Source organism: Rhodococcus sp. BH4 (assembly GCF_002079265.1).
Classification (GTDB): domain Bacteria; phylum Actinomycetota; class Actinomycetes; order Mycobacteriales; family Mycobacteriaceae; genus Rhodococcus_F; species Rhodococcus_F qingshengii.
Genome location: NZ_CP014942.1, coordinates 247,431 through 263,803 on the forward strand (window position 1 = coordinate 247,431; position 16,373 = coordinate 263,803).

General features: G+C 60.8%; 14 protein-coding genes. 6 read left to right on the top strand and 8 right to left on the bottom strand.

The window, feature by feature from the left end; translation table 11 throughout:
• Positions 1–4 precede the first annotated feature (4 nt).
• The gene (locus A0W34_RS30490) at positions 5–2,788 is read left to right on the top strand and encodes a branched-chain amino acid ABC transporter permease/ATP-binding protein (protein WP_081559128.1); all 2,784 of its coding nucleotides are present in this window, start codon (positions 5–7) and stop codon (positions 2,786–2,788) included.
• Positions 2,785–3,510, top strand: a complete 726-nt coding sequence (locus tag A0W34_RS30495; RefSeq protein ID WP_081559130.1) for an ABC transporter ATP-binding protein — start codon at positions 2,785–2,787, stop codon at positions 3,508–3,510. Before A0W34_RS30490 ends, A0W34_RS30495 begins: the two co-directional genes overlap by 4 nt.
• A 162-nt stretch (positions 3,511–3,672) precedes the next feature.
• Here A0W34_RS30495 and A0W34_RS30500 read toward each other — a convergent pair whose 3' ends face one another.
• From A0W34_RS30500 to A0W34_RS30515, 4 genes are all read right to left on the bottom strand, one after another.
• Positions 3,673–4,476 (bottom strand): crotonase/enoyl-CoA hydratase family protein, encoded by an 804-nt coding sequence (locus A0W34_RS30500; protein WP_081559132.1) that lies wholly within the window; start codon positions 4,474–4,476, stop codon positions 3,673–3,675.
• Entirely contained in the window at positions 4,476–5,621 is a 1,146-nt protein-coding gene (locus A0W34_RS30505; protein WP_081559134.1) for a thiolase family protein, read from the bottom strand. Before A0W34_RS30505 ends, A0W34_RS30500 begins: the two co-directional genes overlap by 1 nt.
• A 62-nt stretch (positions 5,622–5,683) precedes the next feature.
• Positions 5,684–6,832, bottom strand: coding sequence for an acyl-CoA dehydrogenase family protein (locus A0W34_RS30510; RefSeq protein ID WP_081559136.1), 1,149 nt, complete (start codon positions 6,830–6,832; stop codon positions 5,684–5,686).
• A gap of 6 nt (positions 6,833–6,838) precedes the next feature.
• Positions 6,839–8,380 (bottom strand): class I adenylate-forming enzyme family protein, encoded by a 1,542-nt coding sequence (locus A0W34_RS30515; RefSeq protein ID WP_081559138.1) that lies wholly within the window; start codon positions 8,378–8,380, stop codon positions 6,839–6,841.
• Between the two features lie 131 nt (positions 8,381–8,511).
• Between A0W34_RS30515 and A0W34_RS30520 the strand changes: the two genes are divergently transcribed.
• Complete coding sequence (locus A0W34_RS30520) at positions 8,512–9,582, top strand: acyl-CoA dehydrogenase family protein (protein ID WP_081559140.1); 1,071 nt, start codon at positions 8,512–8,514, stop codon at positions 9,580–9,582.
• Positions 9,583–9,648: 66 nt separating this feature from the next.
• On the opposite strand, the gene A0W34_RS30525 is transcribed toward A0W34_RS30520, so the two are convergent.
• The gene (locus A0W34_RS30525) at positions 9,649–10,278 is read right to left on the bottom strand and encodes a TetR/AcrR family transcriptional regulator (RefSeq protein ID WP_198035733.1); all 630 of its coding nucleotides are present in this window, start codon (positions 10,276–10,278) and stop codon (positions 9,649–9,651) included.
• Between the two features lie 206 nt (positions 10,279–10,484).
• Here A0W34_RS30525 and A0W34_RS30530 point away from each other — a divergent pair, with 206 nt between their 5' ends.
• Complete coding sequence (locus A0W34_RS30530) at positions 10,485–11,633, top strand: amidohydrolase family protein (protein ID WP_081559144.1); 1,149 nt, start codon at positions 10,485–10,487, stop codon at positions 11,631–11,633.
• Between the two features lie 38 nt (positions 11,634–11,671).
• On the top strand, positions 11,672–11,884 hold the full coding sequence (locus tag A0W34_RS30535; protein WP_081559146.1) for a hypothetical protein: 213 nt from the start codon (positions 11,672–11,674) through the stop codon (positions 11,882–11,884).
• A 119-nt stretch (positions 11,885–12,003) separates the two neighbouring features.
• Here the strand turns inward: A0W34_RS30535 and A0W34_RS30540 are convergent, their stop codons facing one another.
• The 3 genes from A0W34_RS30540 to A0W34_RS30550 all read right to left on the bottom strand — a co-directional run bounded on the left by A0W34_RS30540 (position 12,004) and on the right by A0W34_RS30550 (position 15,121).
• A complete protein-coding gene (locus A0W34_RS30540) occupies positions 12,004–12,978 on the bottom strand; it encodes an NAD(P)H-dependent flavin oxidoreductase (RefSeq protein WP_081559148.1) in 975 nt (324 codons plus the stop codon).
• Positions 12,979–13,105: 127 nt separating this feature from the next.
• Positions 13,106–14,293: an acyl-CoA dehydrogenase family protein gene (locus A0W34_RS30545; protein WP_081559150.1), complete on the bottom strand. Its 1,188-nt coding sequence runs from the start codon at positions 14,291–14,293 to the stop codon at positions 13,106–13,108.
• A gap of 45 nt (positions 14,294–14,338) precedes the next feature.
• The gene (locus A0W34_RS30550; protein ID WP_232330083.1) at positions 14,339–15,121 is read right to left on the bottom strand and encodes an enoyl-CoA hydratase/isomerase family protein; all 783 of its coding nucleotides are present in this window, start codon (positions 15,119–15,121) and stop codon (positions 14,339–14,341) included.
• A gap of 395 nt (positions 15,122–15,516) precedes the next feature.
• Between A0W34_RS30550 and A0W34_RS30555 the strand changes: the two genes are divergently transcribed.
• A complete protein-coding gene (locus tag A0W34_RS30555; protein WP_081559152.1) occupies positions 15,517–16,347 on the top strand; it encodes a mycofactocin-coupled SDR family oxidoreductase in 831 nt (276 codons plus the stop codon).
• The last annotated feature ends 26 nt before the right edge of the window (positions 16,348–16,373 follow it).

Below are 16,373 nucleotides of genomic sequence, written 5' to 3' on the forward strand. Positions count from 1 at the left end.
CGCCATGACCGACCACATAGTTTTCTTGGCTCTGGGTTTGGGTAACGGTGCCGTCTACGCGGCGCTAGGCCTTGCCCTGGTCATGACATTCCGAAGCTCCGGAGTCGTCAATTTCAGCACCGGCGCGGTAGCGCTCTACGTTGCGTACACCTACGGGTTCCTACGCAAAGGTGAACTGCTCAATCCCATTCCCGGCCTACCCAAGACAATCGACTTGGGTGGCCCGATGGGCCTGGTGCCCGCGATGGCCATTTCCCTGGTCATCGCGGCGCTTCTGGGCGTCCTGATCTACGCCGTTGTGTTCCGCGCACTGCGCACGGCGCCACCCGTCGCGAAGGCTGTGGCGTCGATCGGCGTCATGCTCTTCGTGCAGGCCTTGCTCGCACTGAGAGTGGGAACTACGCCGGTTTCGGTGAAGGCGATCCTCCCGGCCGGCGTCATCACGATCGGAGACGCTCGAATCCCGTTGGACCGCTTGTGGTTCGCGGCCATCATCCTGCTTCTGGCCCTCGCGATCACGCTTGCCTTCCGCTGGACAAAGTTCGGGTTGGCAACCCGGGCGGCTGCGGAATCGGAGAAGGGCGCACTTGTCACCGGCCTCTCCCCCGAGCGAATTGCGTTCGGCAACTGGGCATTGAGCACCGTTGTAGCCGGCCTCAGCGGAATCCTGATCGCACCGATCGTTCCGTTGATCCCCGTTTCGTACACTATGTTCATCGTCCCGGCGCTGGCTGCGGCTCTCGTGGGCAACTTCAGTGCGCTAGGCCCTGCTGTCGTGGCCGGCCTCGGCATCGGTATGTTGCAATCGGAAATGACGCATCTGCAGAGCACGGTGAGCTGGTTCCCACAGTCGGGAATGGCCGAACTTGTTCCGCTCGTGATGATTTTGATCTTCCTCGTGTTTCGGGGAAAGCCACTACCCTCGCGCGGCGCCATCATTCAGCAGACTTTGGGGCGGGCACCCCGCCCGAAGGGACTTCTCGTCCCGACCCTCATCTCCGTGATCATCGCTCTCGCCGGGCTCCTACTCACCACCGGAAGCTACCGCGCGGCGATCGTCACCTCGCTCATCCTCGCAGTGGTGGCGCTCTCGCAGGTTGTGGTCACAGGTTTTGCGGGACAGATTTCGCTTGCCCAACTGACACTCGCAGGTGTGGGTGCCTTCACGCTCACCCGTCTCGGTAACGACTTGGGGATCCCATTTCCCATCGCACCGATCCTCTCTGCGGTGGTCGCCATGGTGATCGGTGTGGTGGTCGGACTTCCGGCACTTCGCATCCGCGGCCTTCCTGTCACCGTGGTGACCTTGGCTTTGGCTGTATTCCTCGAGGTGTTCTGGTTCCGCAATTCCAACCTCAACGGCGGCTTGACCGGCGCGCCGATCGATTCCCCGAGCCTGTTCGGGCTCGATCTCGGCATCGGTGCCGGAACCGAGTACCCGCGAATTCCCTTCGGAATTCTCTGTCTCGTGGTGCTGACCGGTACCGCGATCGGAGTGGCGAAACTACGCACCAGCCGACTCGGCGCCTCCATGCTCGCGGTGCGCGCCAATGAACGCTCCGCTGCCGCTTCCGGTATCGACGTTTCGCGTACCAAAATCAAGGCGTTTGCGATTGGATCCTTCATCGCCGGAATCGGCGGCACACTCATGGGATACCAACAAACATTGGCTACCGCCGAATCGTATTCGGCACTGGCCGGTATCGGACTGTTCGCAATCGTGTACATCGCGGGCATCACCTGTGTCTCCGGCGGTATCCTCGCGGGAATTATCGGGGCCGGCGGAATCCTGTTCATCGTCATGGACCGGTTCCTGCACCTGGGCAGTTACTACGCGATGCTCAGCGGTGTCTTCTTGATCCTCACCATCATCCAATACCCCGAGGGTCTGGCCGGACATCTACATCAACATTCTGCGCGAGTCCGGAAACTCATCGCTCGGATCCGTCCGAACGACGCCCCGACTTCAGCTACACCGACCCCGGCTACCTCGGAAGTAATCGCCGAAGCCGGCGAACGCGTCATCCGCAAAACCCACGGCGAAGTCCTTCTCTCTGCCAAGGGAATCGGAGTACGCTACGGCGGAGTTGTCGCTCTCGACGACGTCACATTCGATGTCCATGCCGGCGAAATCGTCGGACTGATCGGACCCAACGGAGCCGGCAAAACCACCTGTATCGACGCGATCAGTGGTTTCGCAGACTCGACCGGAACCGTCACACTCGGGGATACTCGCGTCGATGGATTGAAGCCGCATCTCCGAAGCAAGATGGGACTCGGACGTACTTTCCAGGGTATCGAACTGTACGACGATCTCACCGTCCGCGAGAACGTCGAAGTCGGAACCGTTGCGGCAGTCGGACGTCAGAACGATGCCGACTCCCCCACCGATTCAGACATCGACTCACTGTTCGGCGTGCTGCAACTGACCGAAGTCGCCGATCGTTCCGTCAGCGAACTGTCCCAGGGACAACGCCAGCTGGTTTCAGTCGCTCGCGCACTGGCCGGCCGACCGAAGATCGTTCTGCTCGACGAACCTGCTGCCGGACTCGACAGCACCGAAAGCCAGTGGCTCGGTGAGCGTTTGCGAGCCGTTCGTGATGCCGGCGTCACGGTATTGATGGTTGACCACGACATGGAACTTGTACTCGAGGTTTGTGATCGGATCATCGTTCTCGACCTCGGCCGTACCATCGCATCCGGTCCGCCGGCAGAGATCTCCACCAACCCGGATGTGGTGCGCGCGTACCTCGGCGCCACCCACGCTGCAACGGAGGCAACAGTATGAGTGCAGTACTCGAATGCTCAGGACTGGCCGCCGGCTACGCCAAGGGCAGGCCCTGTCTCCGAGATTTTGATCTCGAATTGCAACCAGGAGAAGTACTCTCGTTGCTCGGTCCAAACGGTGCCGGAAAAACCACACTGCTGATGACACTGACGGGACTGATCCCCAGCCTCGGCGGCGGCGTCAAGATTGCCGGGACTGCCATCAAACCGGGACAGGCCCGGGCAGCCTCTCGCGCCGGACTGGTTCTTGTTCCCGACGATCGGGCATTGTTCACCGGCCTGACTGTCAAAGAGAACCTGGAACTGGCGGGCCGCCGGGGCGGCACCACGGTTGCCGACGTTCTCGGATACTTCCCGGCACTCGGCGAACGCATGAAGGTCAGCTCAGGGATGCTGTCGGGCGGTGAGCAACAGATGCTCGCAGTCGGACGTGCACTGATGCAGGATCCAAAGGTCCTGTTGATCGACGAACTGAGTATGGGGCTGGCACCCGTCATCGTCGAGGCTCTACTACCCGTGATCCGCAAGGTTGCCGATGACACCGGCGCCGCTGTCATCCTGGTCGAGCAGCACGTACGGTTGGCACTCGAAATTGCGGACACCGCAATCGTTCTGGCTCACGGAGTAGAGGTGCTGCGTGGCCCTGCCGGCGAACTCGCTGCGGAACCGGAGCGGATCGAGCGGGCTTATCTCGGCGGCGTGGAGGCCAAAACACCCGTCTAGCTCAGGGAAAGAGTTCAACGCACAACACAGTTCACGATAAGAGCGCAGGAGCCACGGCACCTGCGCTCTTATCGTTGCCATCCATTCCGTACAAGAAAGAACCCGCCCTACCTCGAAAGGTAGAGCGGGTTCTTGATTACCCGAGGGGACTTACGCTTTCGGTCAGCGTGCCTTCCAGACCGGTGCGCGCTTCTCTGCGAAGGCGAGTGGTCCTTCCTTGGCGTCTTCACTGTCCATCAGACCGTCCCACTCCGTAGCGGAGAGGTTCCACTTCTCGGTCTCATCGACACGAACTCCACCGAACACGCCGTACGCAAGTCGCTTACTGGCCTGCACGGACAGCGGAGCGTTGACCGAAATGCGCTCGGCCAGAGCAACAGCCGCTTCCACAACTGTACCGTCGGCCACAACCTCGTTGATCAGTCCGAATTCGAGCGCTCGGGCTGCCGAGATCGGGTCACCGGTGAAGATCATCTCCATCGCCAAACGCTGAGGAATCTGCGCCGGCAGACGGAACACTCCGCCAGCTCCGGCGATCAGTCCGCGCTTGACCTCGGGGAGACCGAAGCTCGCGCTTTCGGTTGCCACGATCAGGTCAGCGGCCAGCGCCAACTCAGTACCGCCACCGAGTGCAGTGCCGTTGACGGCCGCGATGACCGGCTTATTGATGAAGTGATTGACGAACCCTGCGAAGCCCCAGTGCTCGTTGCCGGGTGCGTGCAGGCCTTCACCGCGGGAGATCGCTTTGAGATCAGCTCCGGCACAGAAGGACTTGTCCCCGGCTCCGGTGATAACGACAGCGCGGATTTCGGGATTGTTCTCGGCCTCGACCAGCGCGCCACCCACCCCGATACTGACTGCGGCGTTGACGGCATTGCGGGCATCGGGACGATTGATCGTGACAACGAGAACATTGCCTCTGCGCTCGACGAGCGCACCATCCTGAGTGACAGTAGACGAGGTCATCACTTCACCAACTCGAGGATCGTGGCGTTGGCCTGTCCGCCACCTTCACACATGGTCTGCAGGCCGTACTGAATGTCGTTGCGGCGCATGTGGTAAATCATGTCGGTCAGGATTCGGGCGCCCGATCCACCCAGCGGATGGCCGAGCGCGATGGCGCCGCCGTTCGGGTTCAGAACCTCGTCAGAGGCGCCGATTTCCTTCTGCCATGCCATCGGCACGGGGGCAAATGCCTCGTTGACCTCGAAGACACCGATCTGGTCGACCGTCAGACCGGACTTCTCGAGGGCCTTGGCTGTCGCCGGGATGGGAGCACCGAGCATCATCACGGGATCGGCACCGGTCACCACGGCGGTGTGGATGCGAGCGATCGGGGTGAGTCCGTGCTTCGCTGCGAACTCGTCGCTGACGATGAGCAGCGCGGCAGCACCGTCGGAGATCTGCGATGCGTTACCGGCGTGAATCACACCGTCTTCCTTGAAGACCGCCTTCAGTCCGGCAAGCTTCTCGACGGTGGTGCCACGGCGGATTCCCTCGTCCTTGGAGATCACGGTGCCGTCGGGGGTCGTGACGGGAACGATCTGCGCGTCGAACAAACCCGCGTCCTGAGCGGCAGCAGCGCGCTCATGTGAGCGGGCGGAGAATGCGTCGACCTCGGTGCGCGAAATAGCCCACTTCTCGGCCATCATTTCTGCACCGACACCCTGGTTGGGGGCCGCGTCGTAGCGCTCCATGAATTTCGGGCTCAGCGGGCTGCCGCCGACGGCGGTTGTGGTGCCCATGGTGATACGGGACATCGACTCGACACCACCGGCGATTACGGCGTCGTAGTGTCCGGCGATGACGCCTGCGACAGCGAAGTTCAGCGTCTGCTGCGAGGAACCACACTGGCGGTCCACAGTCACACCGGGAACCGATTCAGGCCAACCGGCGGCGAGCACTGCCGTGCGAGCGATGTCGTGTGTCTGCTCGCCAACCTGGCCGACGCAACCCCAGATGACGTCGTCGACCAGCTCGGGATCGATTCCGGCGCGCTTGACCAACTCATTGAGAACTACTGCGGACAGATCTGCGGGGTGGATTCCGGAGAGTCCACCGTTCTTCTTGCCGACCGGGGTCCGGACTGCTTCGACAATTACTGCACCCATGAGATTTCTCCTTCTGGAGTCTGTGAGATGTGAGGGCTGTGAAATTTAACGGCTCGACAAGGTCAAAGACCGAGCGAGCGGCCGATGATTTCCTTCATGATCTGGGTCGAGCCGCCGTAGATGGTCTGGATGCGAGCATCGGCGTACGCCTTGGCAATCGGGTATTCCATCATGAAGCCGTACCCGCCGTGCATCTGCTGGCACGCGTAGATGAGGCGCTGCTGAAGTTCTGTAGTCCACCACTTCGCCTTGGCTGCGTCAGTGCCGTCCAGCTTGCCTGCATTGAGCAAGGTAATGCACCGATCGACGTAGACCTGCGCGAGGTCCACCTCGGTTTCGAGAGTAGCCAACTCGAACTTGTTGGCCTGGAAGGATCCGATCGGAGTTCCGAAAGCCTTGCGCGTCTTGACATATTCGAGAGTCATATCGAGCAGACTCCGGCACGACGCGACAGCAGTGACGGCAATCGAGAGTCGTTCCATGGGCAGGTTCTGCATGAGATGGATGAACCCACGCCCGACCTCGCCGACCACGTTAGCAGCCGGTACTCGCACGTCCTCGAAATTGAGCTCGGCGGTGTCCTGGGAGTGCTGACCCAACTTCTCGAGGTTACGACCACGCGTGAAGCCGGCCATACCGCGTTCGACGGCCAACAGGGTGAACGCCTCGCTGCCCTTGGCATTCGGATCGGTGCGCGCGACCACAATGACCAGATCGGCGTGGATACCCGAGGAAATGAATGTCTTAGCGCCGTTGAGGATCCAATCGTCACCGTCGCGTCGTGCCGAGGTCCGGATGCCCTGCAGGTCACTGCCGGCACCGGGCTCCGTCATCGCTACCGCGACAACCAATTCACCGCGAGCGAAGGCAGGCAGCCACCGAGCCTTCTGCTCGTCGTTCGTCAGATTGAGCATGTACGGTCCGAGCACGTCGTTCTGCAAGGTGAACGCCGGACCGCCCGATGACGCGTGTGCCAGTTCCTCGGCCACAATCGCGTTGTAGCGGAAGTCATCTGACATTCCACCGCCGCCGAACTCCTCGGGAACCGAGAATCCGATCAGACCGAACTTGGCGGCATCGACGTAAAGCTGCTTGTCGATGATGCCGTCCTTCTCCCACTGCTCCTGAAACGGAGTTGCGTAGCGGGCCAGGAATTCTCGAACCGAATCGCGATACTGATCGTGTTCGGATTCGAAGATCTCACGCTGCATATCTGCTCACTTCCCGCTTGCGGCGACAGGTTCCGCCTGGTTTTCGATCTCTGCGACCAACTCGAGCAGACGTCGACGGTCCACCTTCAACGAGACACTGCGCGGTAGTTCTGCAACCGTGTAGATGTTCACCGGAATCTCGTAGGCGGTCAACTGATCCCGGCAGAAGGTCTTGAATTCATCCTCGGTCGCTGCCGTCGCGCCCGGCAGAAGTTCTACGACGGCGACCGGCACCTTACCCAACCGTTCGTCCGGACGGCCGTACACGGTGGCGTCGAGCACCGCACCGTGTGCACGCAGTGCATTGGCGACGGTCTCGGGATGCACCTTGAAGCCGCCGCGGACGATCGCGTCGTCTGCTCGCCCGTCGATGTACACAAAATCGTCTTCGTCGATGTGACCGAGATCGGAGGTCCGCACCCAGTCGTCGGCGCCGGTGCCGGTTTGGCTCGAACTGACTTCCAGTCGACCGGACGATCCGCCGGGAAGGACAGTTCCGTCTTCGGCGACAGCGCGCAATGCCACCCCGGGGAAAGGCCGTCCGACGCTGCCACGCTTCTTGTTCCACCATTGCGCATGCAACGGCTTGGTCCAACCTGCGATTGCACCGGAGAATTCCGTAGCCCCATACATGATGAGGACCGGAACTCCGTACTTCGCCATGAACTCGTCAGCGAGATCCGGGTCGACAAAAGTTGTTCCGGCAGTGATCGCACGTAGGCTCGAGAGGTCCGATGCCGGAACGTCCGCACTCATGAGTCCACGCATGGCTGCAGGTGGCAACCCTGCTATCTTCGGCTTGTGCTCGCGCACCGCCGACACCCAGCCGTCGACCGTGAATCGAGGCAGCATCACGAACGGACGCGCCTCTGCGAGGTTCTGCAGGACTCCCCACAGGCCGCCGATATGCACGATCGGCAAGGTCACAAGAGCAACTCGACCGGAAAACTGAACCCTGTCGTCAGGACCAGCTGCACCGGTGTGACTATGGACGGCGGTAAGCGCAGCTTCGAGCTGGCGCCATGTCAACGGAATTCGCTTGGGCGGTCCGGTAGTTCCGGACGTGAACATCTCGACGGCAACCTTGGCTGCTATCTGCTCGCCCGTCGTGCGAATAGTCGCAACATCGAGTCCATTGGCGACAGCGACATCTTGGCCGTCGACAGTAAGGCCGAGGATCCCGTGGTCGACGGTGGCCCCGAGAAACACGCTCTCCCGCCACGCTGCTGCACCGGCGAGAACTGCGTCGGGCAGAGCGCCGACCATATCCGCAGTCAATCGCGCGGTCGGCTGCATCGGATTGAGCGTGATGATGGTTCGTCCGTGACGAAGAATCGCGATGAGAGCCGCGATGGACTCCATCCGATTGTCGAGTACGACGCCGATGCGGCTACCTGCACCACATCCGAGCCTCGTCAGCTCCTGATCGATTCGCTCGGACAGTTCCCGAACCTGGCCCCACGAATACCAATCGTCGCCCTGTTGAATCATTCGGGCAGCGTCGTCTGCCGACCAGAGCTTGGTCAGAGCATCGTTGATGCTTGTCATGTTAAGTCTCTCCACTCCTGTGGCACTGGCGATGTTTGCGCTCGACACGTCGCCGGCGGGTTGTCGTATGCTCTATTCAGAAGATAGATCACATGGTTAACTAGGTCAACAATCAAGAGGAGGGATTGCTCATGGATTTCGCACTCAGTGCCGAACAAGACGAACTCGCTGCAAGCGAGCGGGCATGGCTGACCAAGCACGATCCGATCGCCAGTCGCCGAAAGTCCATCGATGACGGGCCGGTTGCCATCGACCCCGCGACCGTCAGCCATGCGATCGAATCCGGCCTACTCGGCCTCATGACCGAGGACATGGGCGGAACACACGTCGACCTTGCGGTACTCGTCGAGGAGCACGGTCGCGCCGGCAGTGCACTCCCCCTCGCGGAACTCGCTTTGGCCGCGGCCGAATTGGAAAAACTTGACCACCCCCTGTCCGCAAAAGCGGTGGATGCGGCCAGTGGCGAAGACATCATCGCGATCGCGACAGCATCCAACGACGGTGTCCCGTTCCGCGTAGATATCAACGGCTCGACTCTGAATCTCGCTGGATCGTCGGCCCCGAGCGTCGGACTTTTCGACGCAACCGGATACCTCGTCGCCGGACAGGACGCCGACGGCCGGGAAATTGCCGCCCTGCTGACACCCGGTCAGACCTCCGTTGCGGTACGCAATCTGGAAACTCTGGATCTGACCAGAACCTGGTCGACGCTGGAATTCGACGTCACGCTTTCGGCCGAGCACTGGACCCTAGTTCCGGAAGGCACTCTCTCGCGCATCTCCGACGCACTGGCGCTCTACCGGAAGATGGATGCACTGGGAGCAGCGCAAAAGCTTCTCGACCTATCAGTGGAGTATGCGACACAGCGAACCCAGTTCGATCGCCCCATCGGCAGCTTCCAGGCTGTCAAACATCATTTGGCCAACATGGCCCTGATGGTCGAGGCTTCCCGCGCTAGCCTGTGGGCCGGCGCAGTCGCATTGGACGAAGGCTCCCGGGAGCGTCGCAGCGCTGCGGTATCAGCGGCAGCCGCATACGCGGGCGAGTCCACCAGCACGGTTGCACAGACGGCGCTCCAGGTGCACGGCGGAATCGGTTTCACCTGGGAACATGATCTTCACCTGCTGATCCGTCGGATCAAAGTTGATGAGCTACTTAACGGCTCGGTCAGCTGGCACCGCCGACGCTTGATCTCTGCCTGATCCATATCCAGACACGTAAGGTCGATCCGACGCGCCGCGCCGGATCGGCCTTGTGTGGTTCAAGTGCTATTGCGCCGACTCGAATTCGAACTCTCGCGGATCGAGCCGGCGAATGACCCGAAGTGTGTCCTCGATGACCAATTCGGTCGCCTCCAGCGTACGACATCCGAGGACCGCACGGGCAGCTTCGGCACGGATAGCCATATGGAAGTCGCCGAACAGATGCTCACGACGACCAGAACTCAATCCGAGAAGTTCGATGTCGTTCCCACTGCCACGCCTCGCACTACCGCGTCGTAGAGCATCGAATCCGGGCGGCGTGTCCCCCATGGCGACCACCCGCGCGCGCGACTGGTTCTGCCAGATCGATTCCAGGTATGCGCGTGTACTGACTTCGAACAACTCGATACGATCGGTCACACCGTCGGCTCGGGCACGCTCCAACGCCCCACCGACCTGCAGCCCCATTCGCTCCACAAGATTGTTCCAAATCGCCATGAAGACTTCGGATTTGCCACCGAAGTGGTGGTAGATACTGCCGACGCTGACGCCCGACGCTTCCACAAGGTCCGCCATGGTCGCATCGGTAAATCCCTTGCGCGCGAAGATCTCAGCCGCCGCGTCGAGCACACGGTCTTTGGTACCCGTGGAACTCGTCCACGTCCGAGCCCCCGGCTTGGCCTTCAGCTCTTTCATTTCATCCTCCGTCATTCGGCGCCGGGTATTGACTTTAGCGAGCCGCCCTGACCACAATCACTCTAGCATTCTAAAACGTGATTCTAGAAAGCGATTCTGTAGCAGCTTTCGGCCGATGCTCAACCCGACTCTCGTCCGGCATCGCCGTCAGCGCACATCCACACCCGATCGCCCGAACCGGGGCGACGCGACCAGGAGGTCAGAGAATGGCAACGAAACTGTGGGCCAACTCCGGAGATTCCCATTTCCTCGAGCCCGAAGACCTGTGGCAGTCCCGGCTCCCCAAGCACCTCGCCGAGCTTGTCCCTCGTTCCGAGAAGGACCCGGACGGCAAGTGGGAGACCGTATTCGTCGACGGCCAGGCATTCCGACGTCGCCTACCCAGCATCGCCCAGGAAGAGTTCTACGCGGCCGCCAGCCGCGCTCCGGGCGCTGGAAACGTCGATCTCCGACTCAAAGACCTGGACGAAGAAGGCATCTGGTCCGAACTCGTCTTCCCGTCTCTCGGCATGTGGGCGTCTTCCTTCCGCACTCCCGAGGTTCTGCGTGGAGCAATGCGCGCATCCAACGACTGGGCCGTCGAGACGTTGATGGCTGCCTCTCCCCGACTGCTGCCGACCGCCCAGGTTTCAACTCTCTCCATCGAAGACGCCTGCGCCGAACTCAAGCGCTGCGGTGACCTCGGATTCCGGGCCGTCTTCATGCCCGTCTCACCGCACCCACTCCAGAAGGACTACAACCAGGACGACTGGGAACCCTTCTGGGCCTTGGCCGAAGACATCGGCATGGTCATCGCTTTCCATATCGGCACCGAGCCTGTCGACATGTCCTCCGGCGGAGCCGCCGGCATCATGTACAAGGGACCGGGCGGCGCTGTCCTGAACTACACCGAAACAACTTTCGGTGGCCAGCGCGCCGTCATGAAGCTTGTCGCATCCGGCGCTCTCGACCGCCACCCGAACCTCAAAGTGCTTGTCTCCGAAGGCGGAGCGACCTGGGTGCCGTTTGTCGCGGACCGCATGGAAGAGGGTTACCGCCAGCATTCGATGGTGGTACGCCCCAAGCTCAAGCGCAGCCCCAAGGAGATCATCTACTCGCAGGTGTACGCCTCCTTCCAGCACGACGAGTCTGCTGTCGCCGCAATGACCGGCATGGGCTACAACAACGTCCTGTGGGGCAGCGACTACCCCCACATGGAGGGCACCTACGGCCACACCCAGCGCACTCTCCACGACCTGTTCGACAACGTCGATCAGGTCACCCGGGATCGAATCACGTTCGGTACCTTCGCCGAACTGTTCCCCGGCGCTCCGCTGCCGCCCGCACCTGGCACCGAGAACCCCACCCCCGCCTGATCCACCCGAGCCTCACACTTCGGAAGCTAGGACAACTCATGGAAGACAGCATTCTCTACGACTTGCCGACGGAATTCTTCGCCGACATGGCTGCGTCCTCGGGATACTGCGACGCGCAGTCCATCCTGCCCGTCGAGGGTAAGTATCTCTGCCACTGCACCTGTGGAGCCTGGGACATCGAGACACCCGATCGCGACACCGGCCTCGCACTGGCTCGCGCGCATACCGCGCAAACCGACGTCACTCGCTAGTACCAAATACATCAAGCCGTTGCCCACGGATATCGATCCGGAGGCAACGGCTTGATGCGTTGTCTCAGCTGCAAATTCGAGTTGATTCCGAAATCTGCGACCCTAGAGCACGGCACGCCCTACGAAACTCGCGCCTTCGCCTCGTCGTACTCACGAACGAGTCGATCAACGGTCACAGCTACCGGAACCACTGCATCCACTGCACCGATACCCTGGCCGGCGCCCCAGATGTCGCGCCAGGGCTTGGGCTCCGAACTCGGAGCAGAATCGGATTCCTCACCGATACCGAAGTCCATTGCGGACGGGTCGGAAACAGCGAGATTGTCGGGATCGAGCCCGGCCGTTTCGATGCTGCCACGCAGATAGTTTCCGGGCACCCCTGTGAACAGATTCGAGTAGACGATGTCGGACGCGCTGGAATCGACGATCATCTGCTTGTACTTCGGTTCAGCGTTGGCCTCCTCGGTGGCAATAAAGGCAGAACCGATGTAGGCCAGGTCCGCGCCGGCAGCGACTGCAGCCAGAACCGAGCGACCGTGCGCAATCGAACCTGACAGCAGCAACGGTCCGTCGAACCACTCGCGGATCTCCTGAATCAATGCGAACGGCGATTGCGTGCCGGCGTGTCCGCCCGCGCCCGCCGCAACGGCGATAAGGCCGTCAGCGCCTTTCTCCACAGCCTTTTTCGCGAACTTGTTGTCGATCACGTCATGGAGGACGATGCCTCCATAGCTGTGGACAGCCTCGTTGACATCCGCCCTGGCACCCAACGACGTGATGACGATCGGGACCTGAAATTCGACGATAGTTGCCAGATCCTGCGCGAGACGATCGTTTGTCTTGTGCACGATCAAGTTGACCGCATACGGAGCAGCCGGCGACTCGGGGTTGTTTGCATCGTGCTTCGCGAGCTCTTCCGTGATTCGGGTGAGCCACTCATGCAAGACCGGCTGTGGCCGGGCATTGAGAGAGGGAAATGATCCGACAACGCCCGAGATAGATTGGGCAATAACCAAATCCGGTCCGGAGATGATGAACAATGGTGATGCGACTACAGGAAGACGCAGATCCTGCAGAATTGCGGGCAAACTCATGAATGCTCCTAAAAATTGTAGATCAGAACCGGCGACTGACTAGCCACCAGTGACATGGACGTAGATACGAAGGTGGGCTCCGCAGAACGGAGCCCACCTTCGCTGGCCTCAACCCACCCCGGCAAAATCAGCGCGGAAGTTTGAGTCCGCGCTCAGAGATGATGTTGCGCATGATTTCCGAGCTACCACCGGCAATGGTGAAGGCCCGCGCGTAGAGGAACTCGTCCTGCCAACGACCGTCGTCGATTGCATCACGATCCCCTTCGACGAGAATCCCTGCCTCACCACTCAATTCGAGTGCAAACCGCGCGATATCGACTCCGAGTTCACTGAACATCAACTTGGCCATGGGCGCATCCTGCACCCGTTCTGTACCCCGCGACCAGCGGCTGATATTCGCGTAGACGAGAGCGCTCAGTGCCTCGACCTCAGCGGTGAGCTTGCCTAGAGCCTCTTGGACTCCCCCGTCCTCGATCGCCGGTCGCCCATTGCGCGTCACGTTCTTGGCCAAGTCCATCAATGCTTCGACACCTTGACGCAGCCTGACGGTGCTCGAGGCGACCCCACTGCGCTCGTGAGCAAGACTCGAGTTCGCAATGTTCCATCCCACGTTGATCTCACCGATCAAGGCTTCCGCCGGGAGCACCACATCGTCGAGGAAGACCTCGTTGAAATCCGAGGTGCCCGTCATCTCCCGCAGCGGTCGAACATCAACGCCTGGCAGCGTCATGTCCACGATGAATGCACTGATTCCCTTGTGCTTGGGCGCATCGGCATCAGTTCGGGCGAGCAGGTAGCCGTAGTTGGCCCAATGACCGTTGGTGGTCCACACCTTCTGTCCGGTGACCCGGAAGCTACCATCGTCGTTGCGAATTGCCTTGGTACGAAGCGATGCGAGGTCGGAACCCGAACTGGGCTCGCTGAACAGTTGGCACCAGATGTCCTTGCCCGAACGAATACCTGCCAGATAGCGCTCGCGCTGCACATCCGTGCCGAAGTCGATCAGTGCATGCGCCACAAGCGAACCGGCGCCTGCCAACTGAGGAGCCCGAGCGCGGGCAATCTCCTCACCGATCACCACATCGTGTTCGGCGGAATGTGCTGCGCCTTTTCCGCCGTACTGCTCTGGCCAGTCGCCGCCGAAGTAGCCTGCTTCGAACAGCTTTCCGCACCACGCCTTGATCAGCGCCAACTCGGCCTCGTCTTCCGCGCTGCGCACACCTGCCTTCGGCGCGATAGCGGGCGCGTTCTGCTCTACGAATGCTCGAACCTCCGAGCGGAAGGCCTCGAGTTCGGGGCTCATTCCGTAGTCCATGTCAGCTTCCTTCTTTCAGAGTTCGAACTCACCTACGGGCGTGTATCAGCGGATTTCATACTTGCGAGTGGGTACCTCGGAGCGCACGATCTGCTCCCGTCCGATCGGGTTTCCGATCGTGGTGTAAGCCATTCCCGTTGCCAGCGCGTGACTTCTGCCGGTGTCCCGCGACTCCCAGATCGCACGAATACTGCCCTGAACTGCCGCCGCCGGCTTCGCTGCGATTCGCTCGGCAAGGACCTGAGCACGATCCCAGAGATCGGCCCGCGGAAGGACTTCCGAGACAAATCCGATCTCGAGCGCGCGCTTGGCAGACATTCGCTCGTCCAATCCGACCAACACCATCCGGAGCACCTCACCTATCGGGATACGGTGCGCCAGCCCGATCGGCTCGAGAGCCGCGACCATGCCGTACGACACATGTGGGTCGAAGAACTGCGCGTCGTCGCTCGAGATGATGATGTCGGCCTCGTTGAGCCAGTACAACGCCCCGCCGGCGACCATGCCGTGGACGGCGCACACCAGCGGCTTCCAACAACCGTTCTGCTTCGGCGAGAGATCGACACCGGGATCCTTCTTGCTGAAGGGATTGTCGGAAAGATAAATTCCTTCCTGCACGTCGACGCCGGTACTGAATGCTCGGTCTCCGTTTGCGCGCAGCACGATCACGTGAACGTCGTCATGGTCGTCAGCGAAGCGCCACAGCGATCGAAATTCCATCAGCATCGTGTCGTTGAACGAATTCATCCGATCGGGTCGATTGAGCGTGATCGTCAGGACATGGTCCTTCAACTCGGCAATGACGGTGGTCAGCTCACTGAGATCCACAGTTCCTCCTGAACTCGATGTAATTGCTTCACTATACATATATTACTAAGTCATCGATCTGACTTTTTGGTCAAATTTTCCCCGGGCAGCCAGCCCGGAGCGGTTGCGGAATCCACCTGGGCGGCCACCACCGACTTGCCAACCCGACGCGACTGTCAAATCTCAAGCTACTTGGGATTACGGCACTTCAACAAGGGTCCCGAAAACCCCATTGCGGCAGACACCGCCTAGGCCCGACCTCCCTGCTCGAAGCTCCCGCAGCTGAAGTGCACTTAGTTAACTGTCATTGCGTTGTCCATTTCGGTCATGTAGCGTCCATAATTAGCGCCACTGTGTTGCGCATCACATCTTTTGTCAAGTGTCCAGACACCTCACAGAATCCTCGGAGCACACGCATGACCACTCTCGACGGCAAGGTCGCACTGATCACCGGAGCAGCTCGCGGCCAGGGCAGATCCCATGCAGTGCGCCTCGCATCAGAAGGTGCCGACATCATTGCGATCGATATCTGCGCCGACATCGCAACCATGGACTACCCCAACGCGAACTCAGCAGATCTACAGGAAACGGTGCGTCTGGTCGAGGATCTCGGGCGGAAGATCGTCGCCATCGAAGCCGATGTTCGTGATGCTGTCGAAACAACCAAGGCCGTCGACGACGGCGTTGCGACCTTCGGCCGTCTGGACATCGTGCTGTCCAATGCGGGCATCGTCCGCCTCGGCGAGGGCCCGGACGACGAGGCTCAACTGTGGGAAGACGTCGTAGCCACTAACCTCACCGGTGGCTGGAACGTCACCCGCGCTGCGATTCCACACATCCAGGCAGGCGGATCCGGCGGCTCGATCATCTTCACCGGATCGACTGCCGGAGTGCGCCCCACGCCGACAACAAGCACCGGCGCATTCGCCTATACAGCGTCGAAGTGGGGCTTGGTGGGCCTGTGTAAACAGTTGGCCGCCGGACTGGCCAAGGATTCGATCCGCGTCAACATCGTCCATCCCACCGGAGTGGCGTCGGGAATGACCATGAACGAAGCGATGGCGAAGATGTTCGAGCAAGCCGCGACCAGCGGCTCCAGTGGGCTCGCCACAATGCAGAACGCGATGCCCGTGGACATTCTTCAGCCCGAGGATATTTCGGATGCGATCTCATTCCTGGTCTCTGACCGCGCGAAGTGGATCACCGGAGTGTCGCTGCCCGTGGACGCAGGCTTCTCGATCCGCTGATATCCCAATTCTCCGATCGCTTCAAC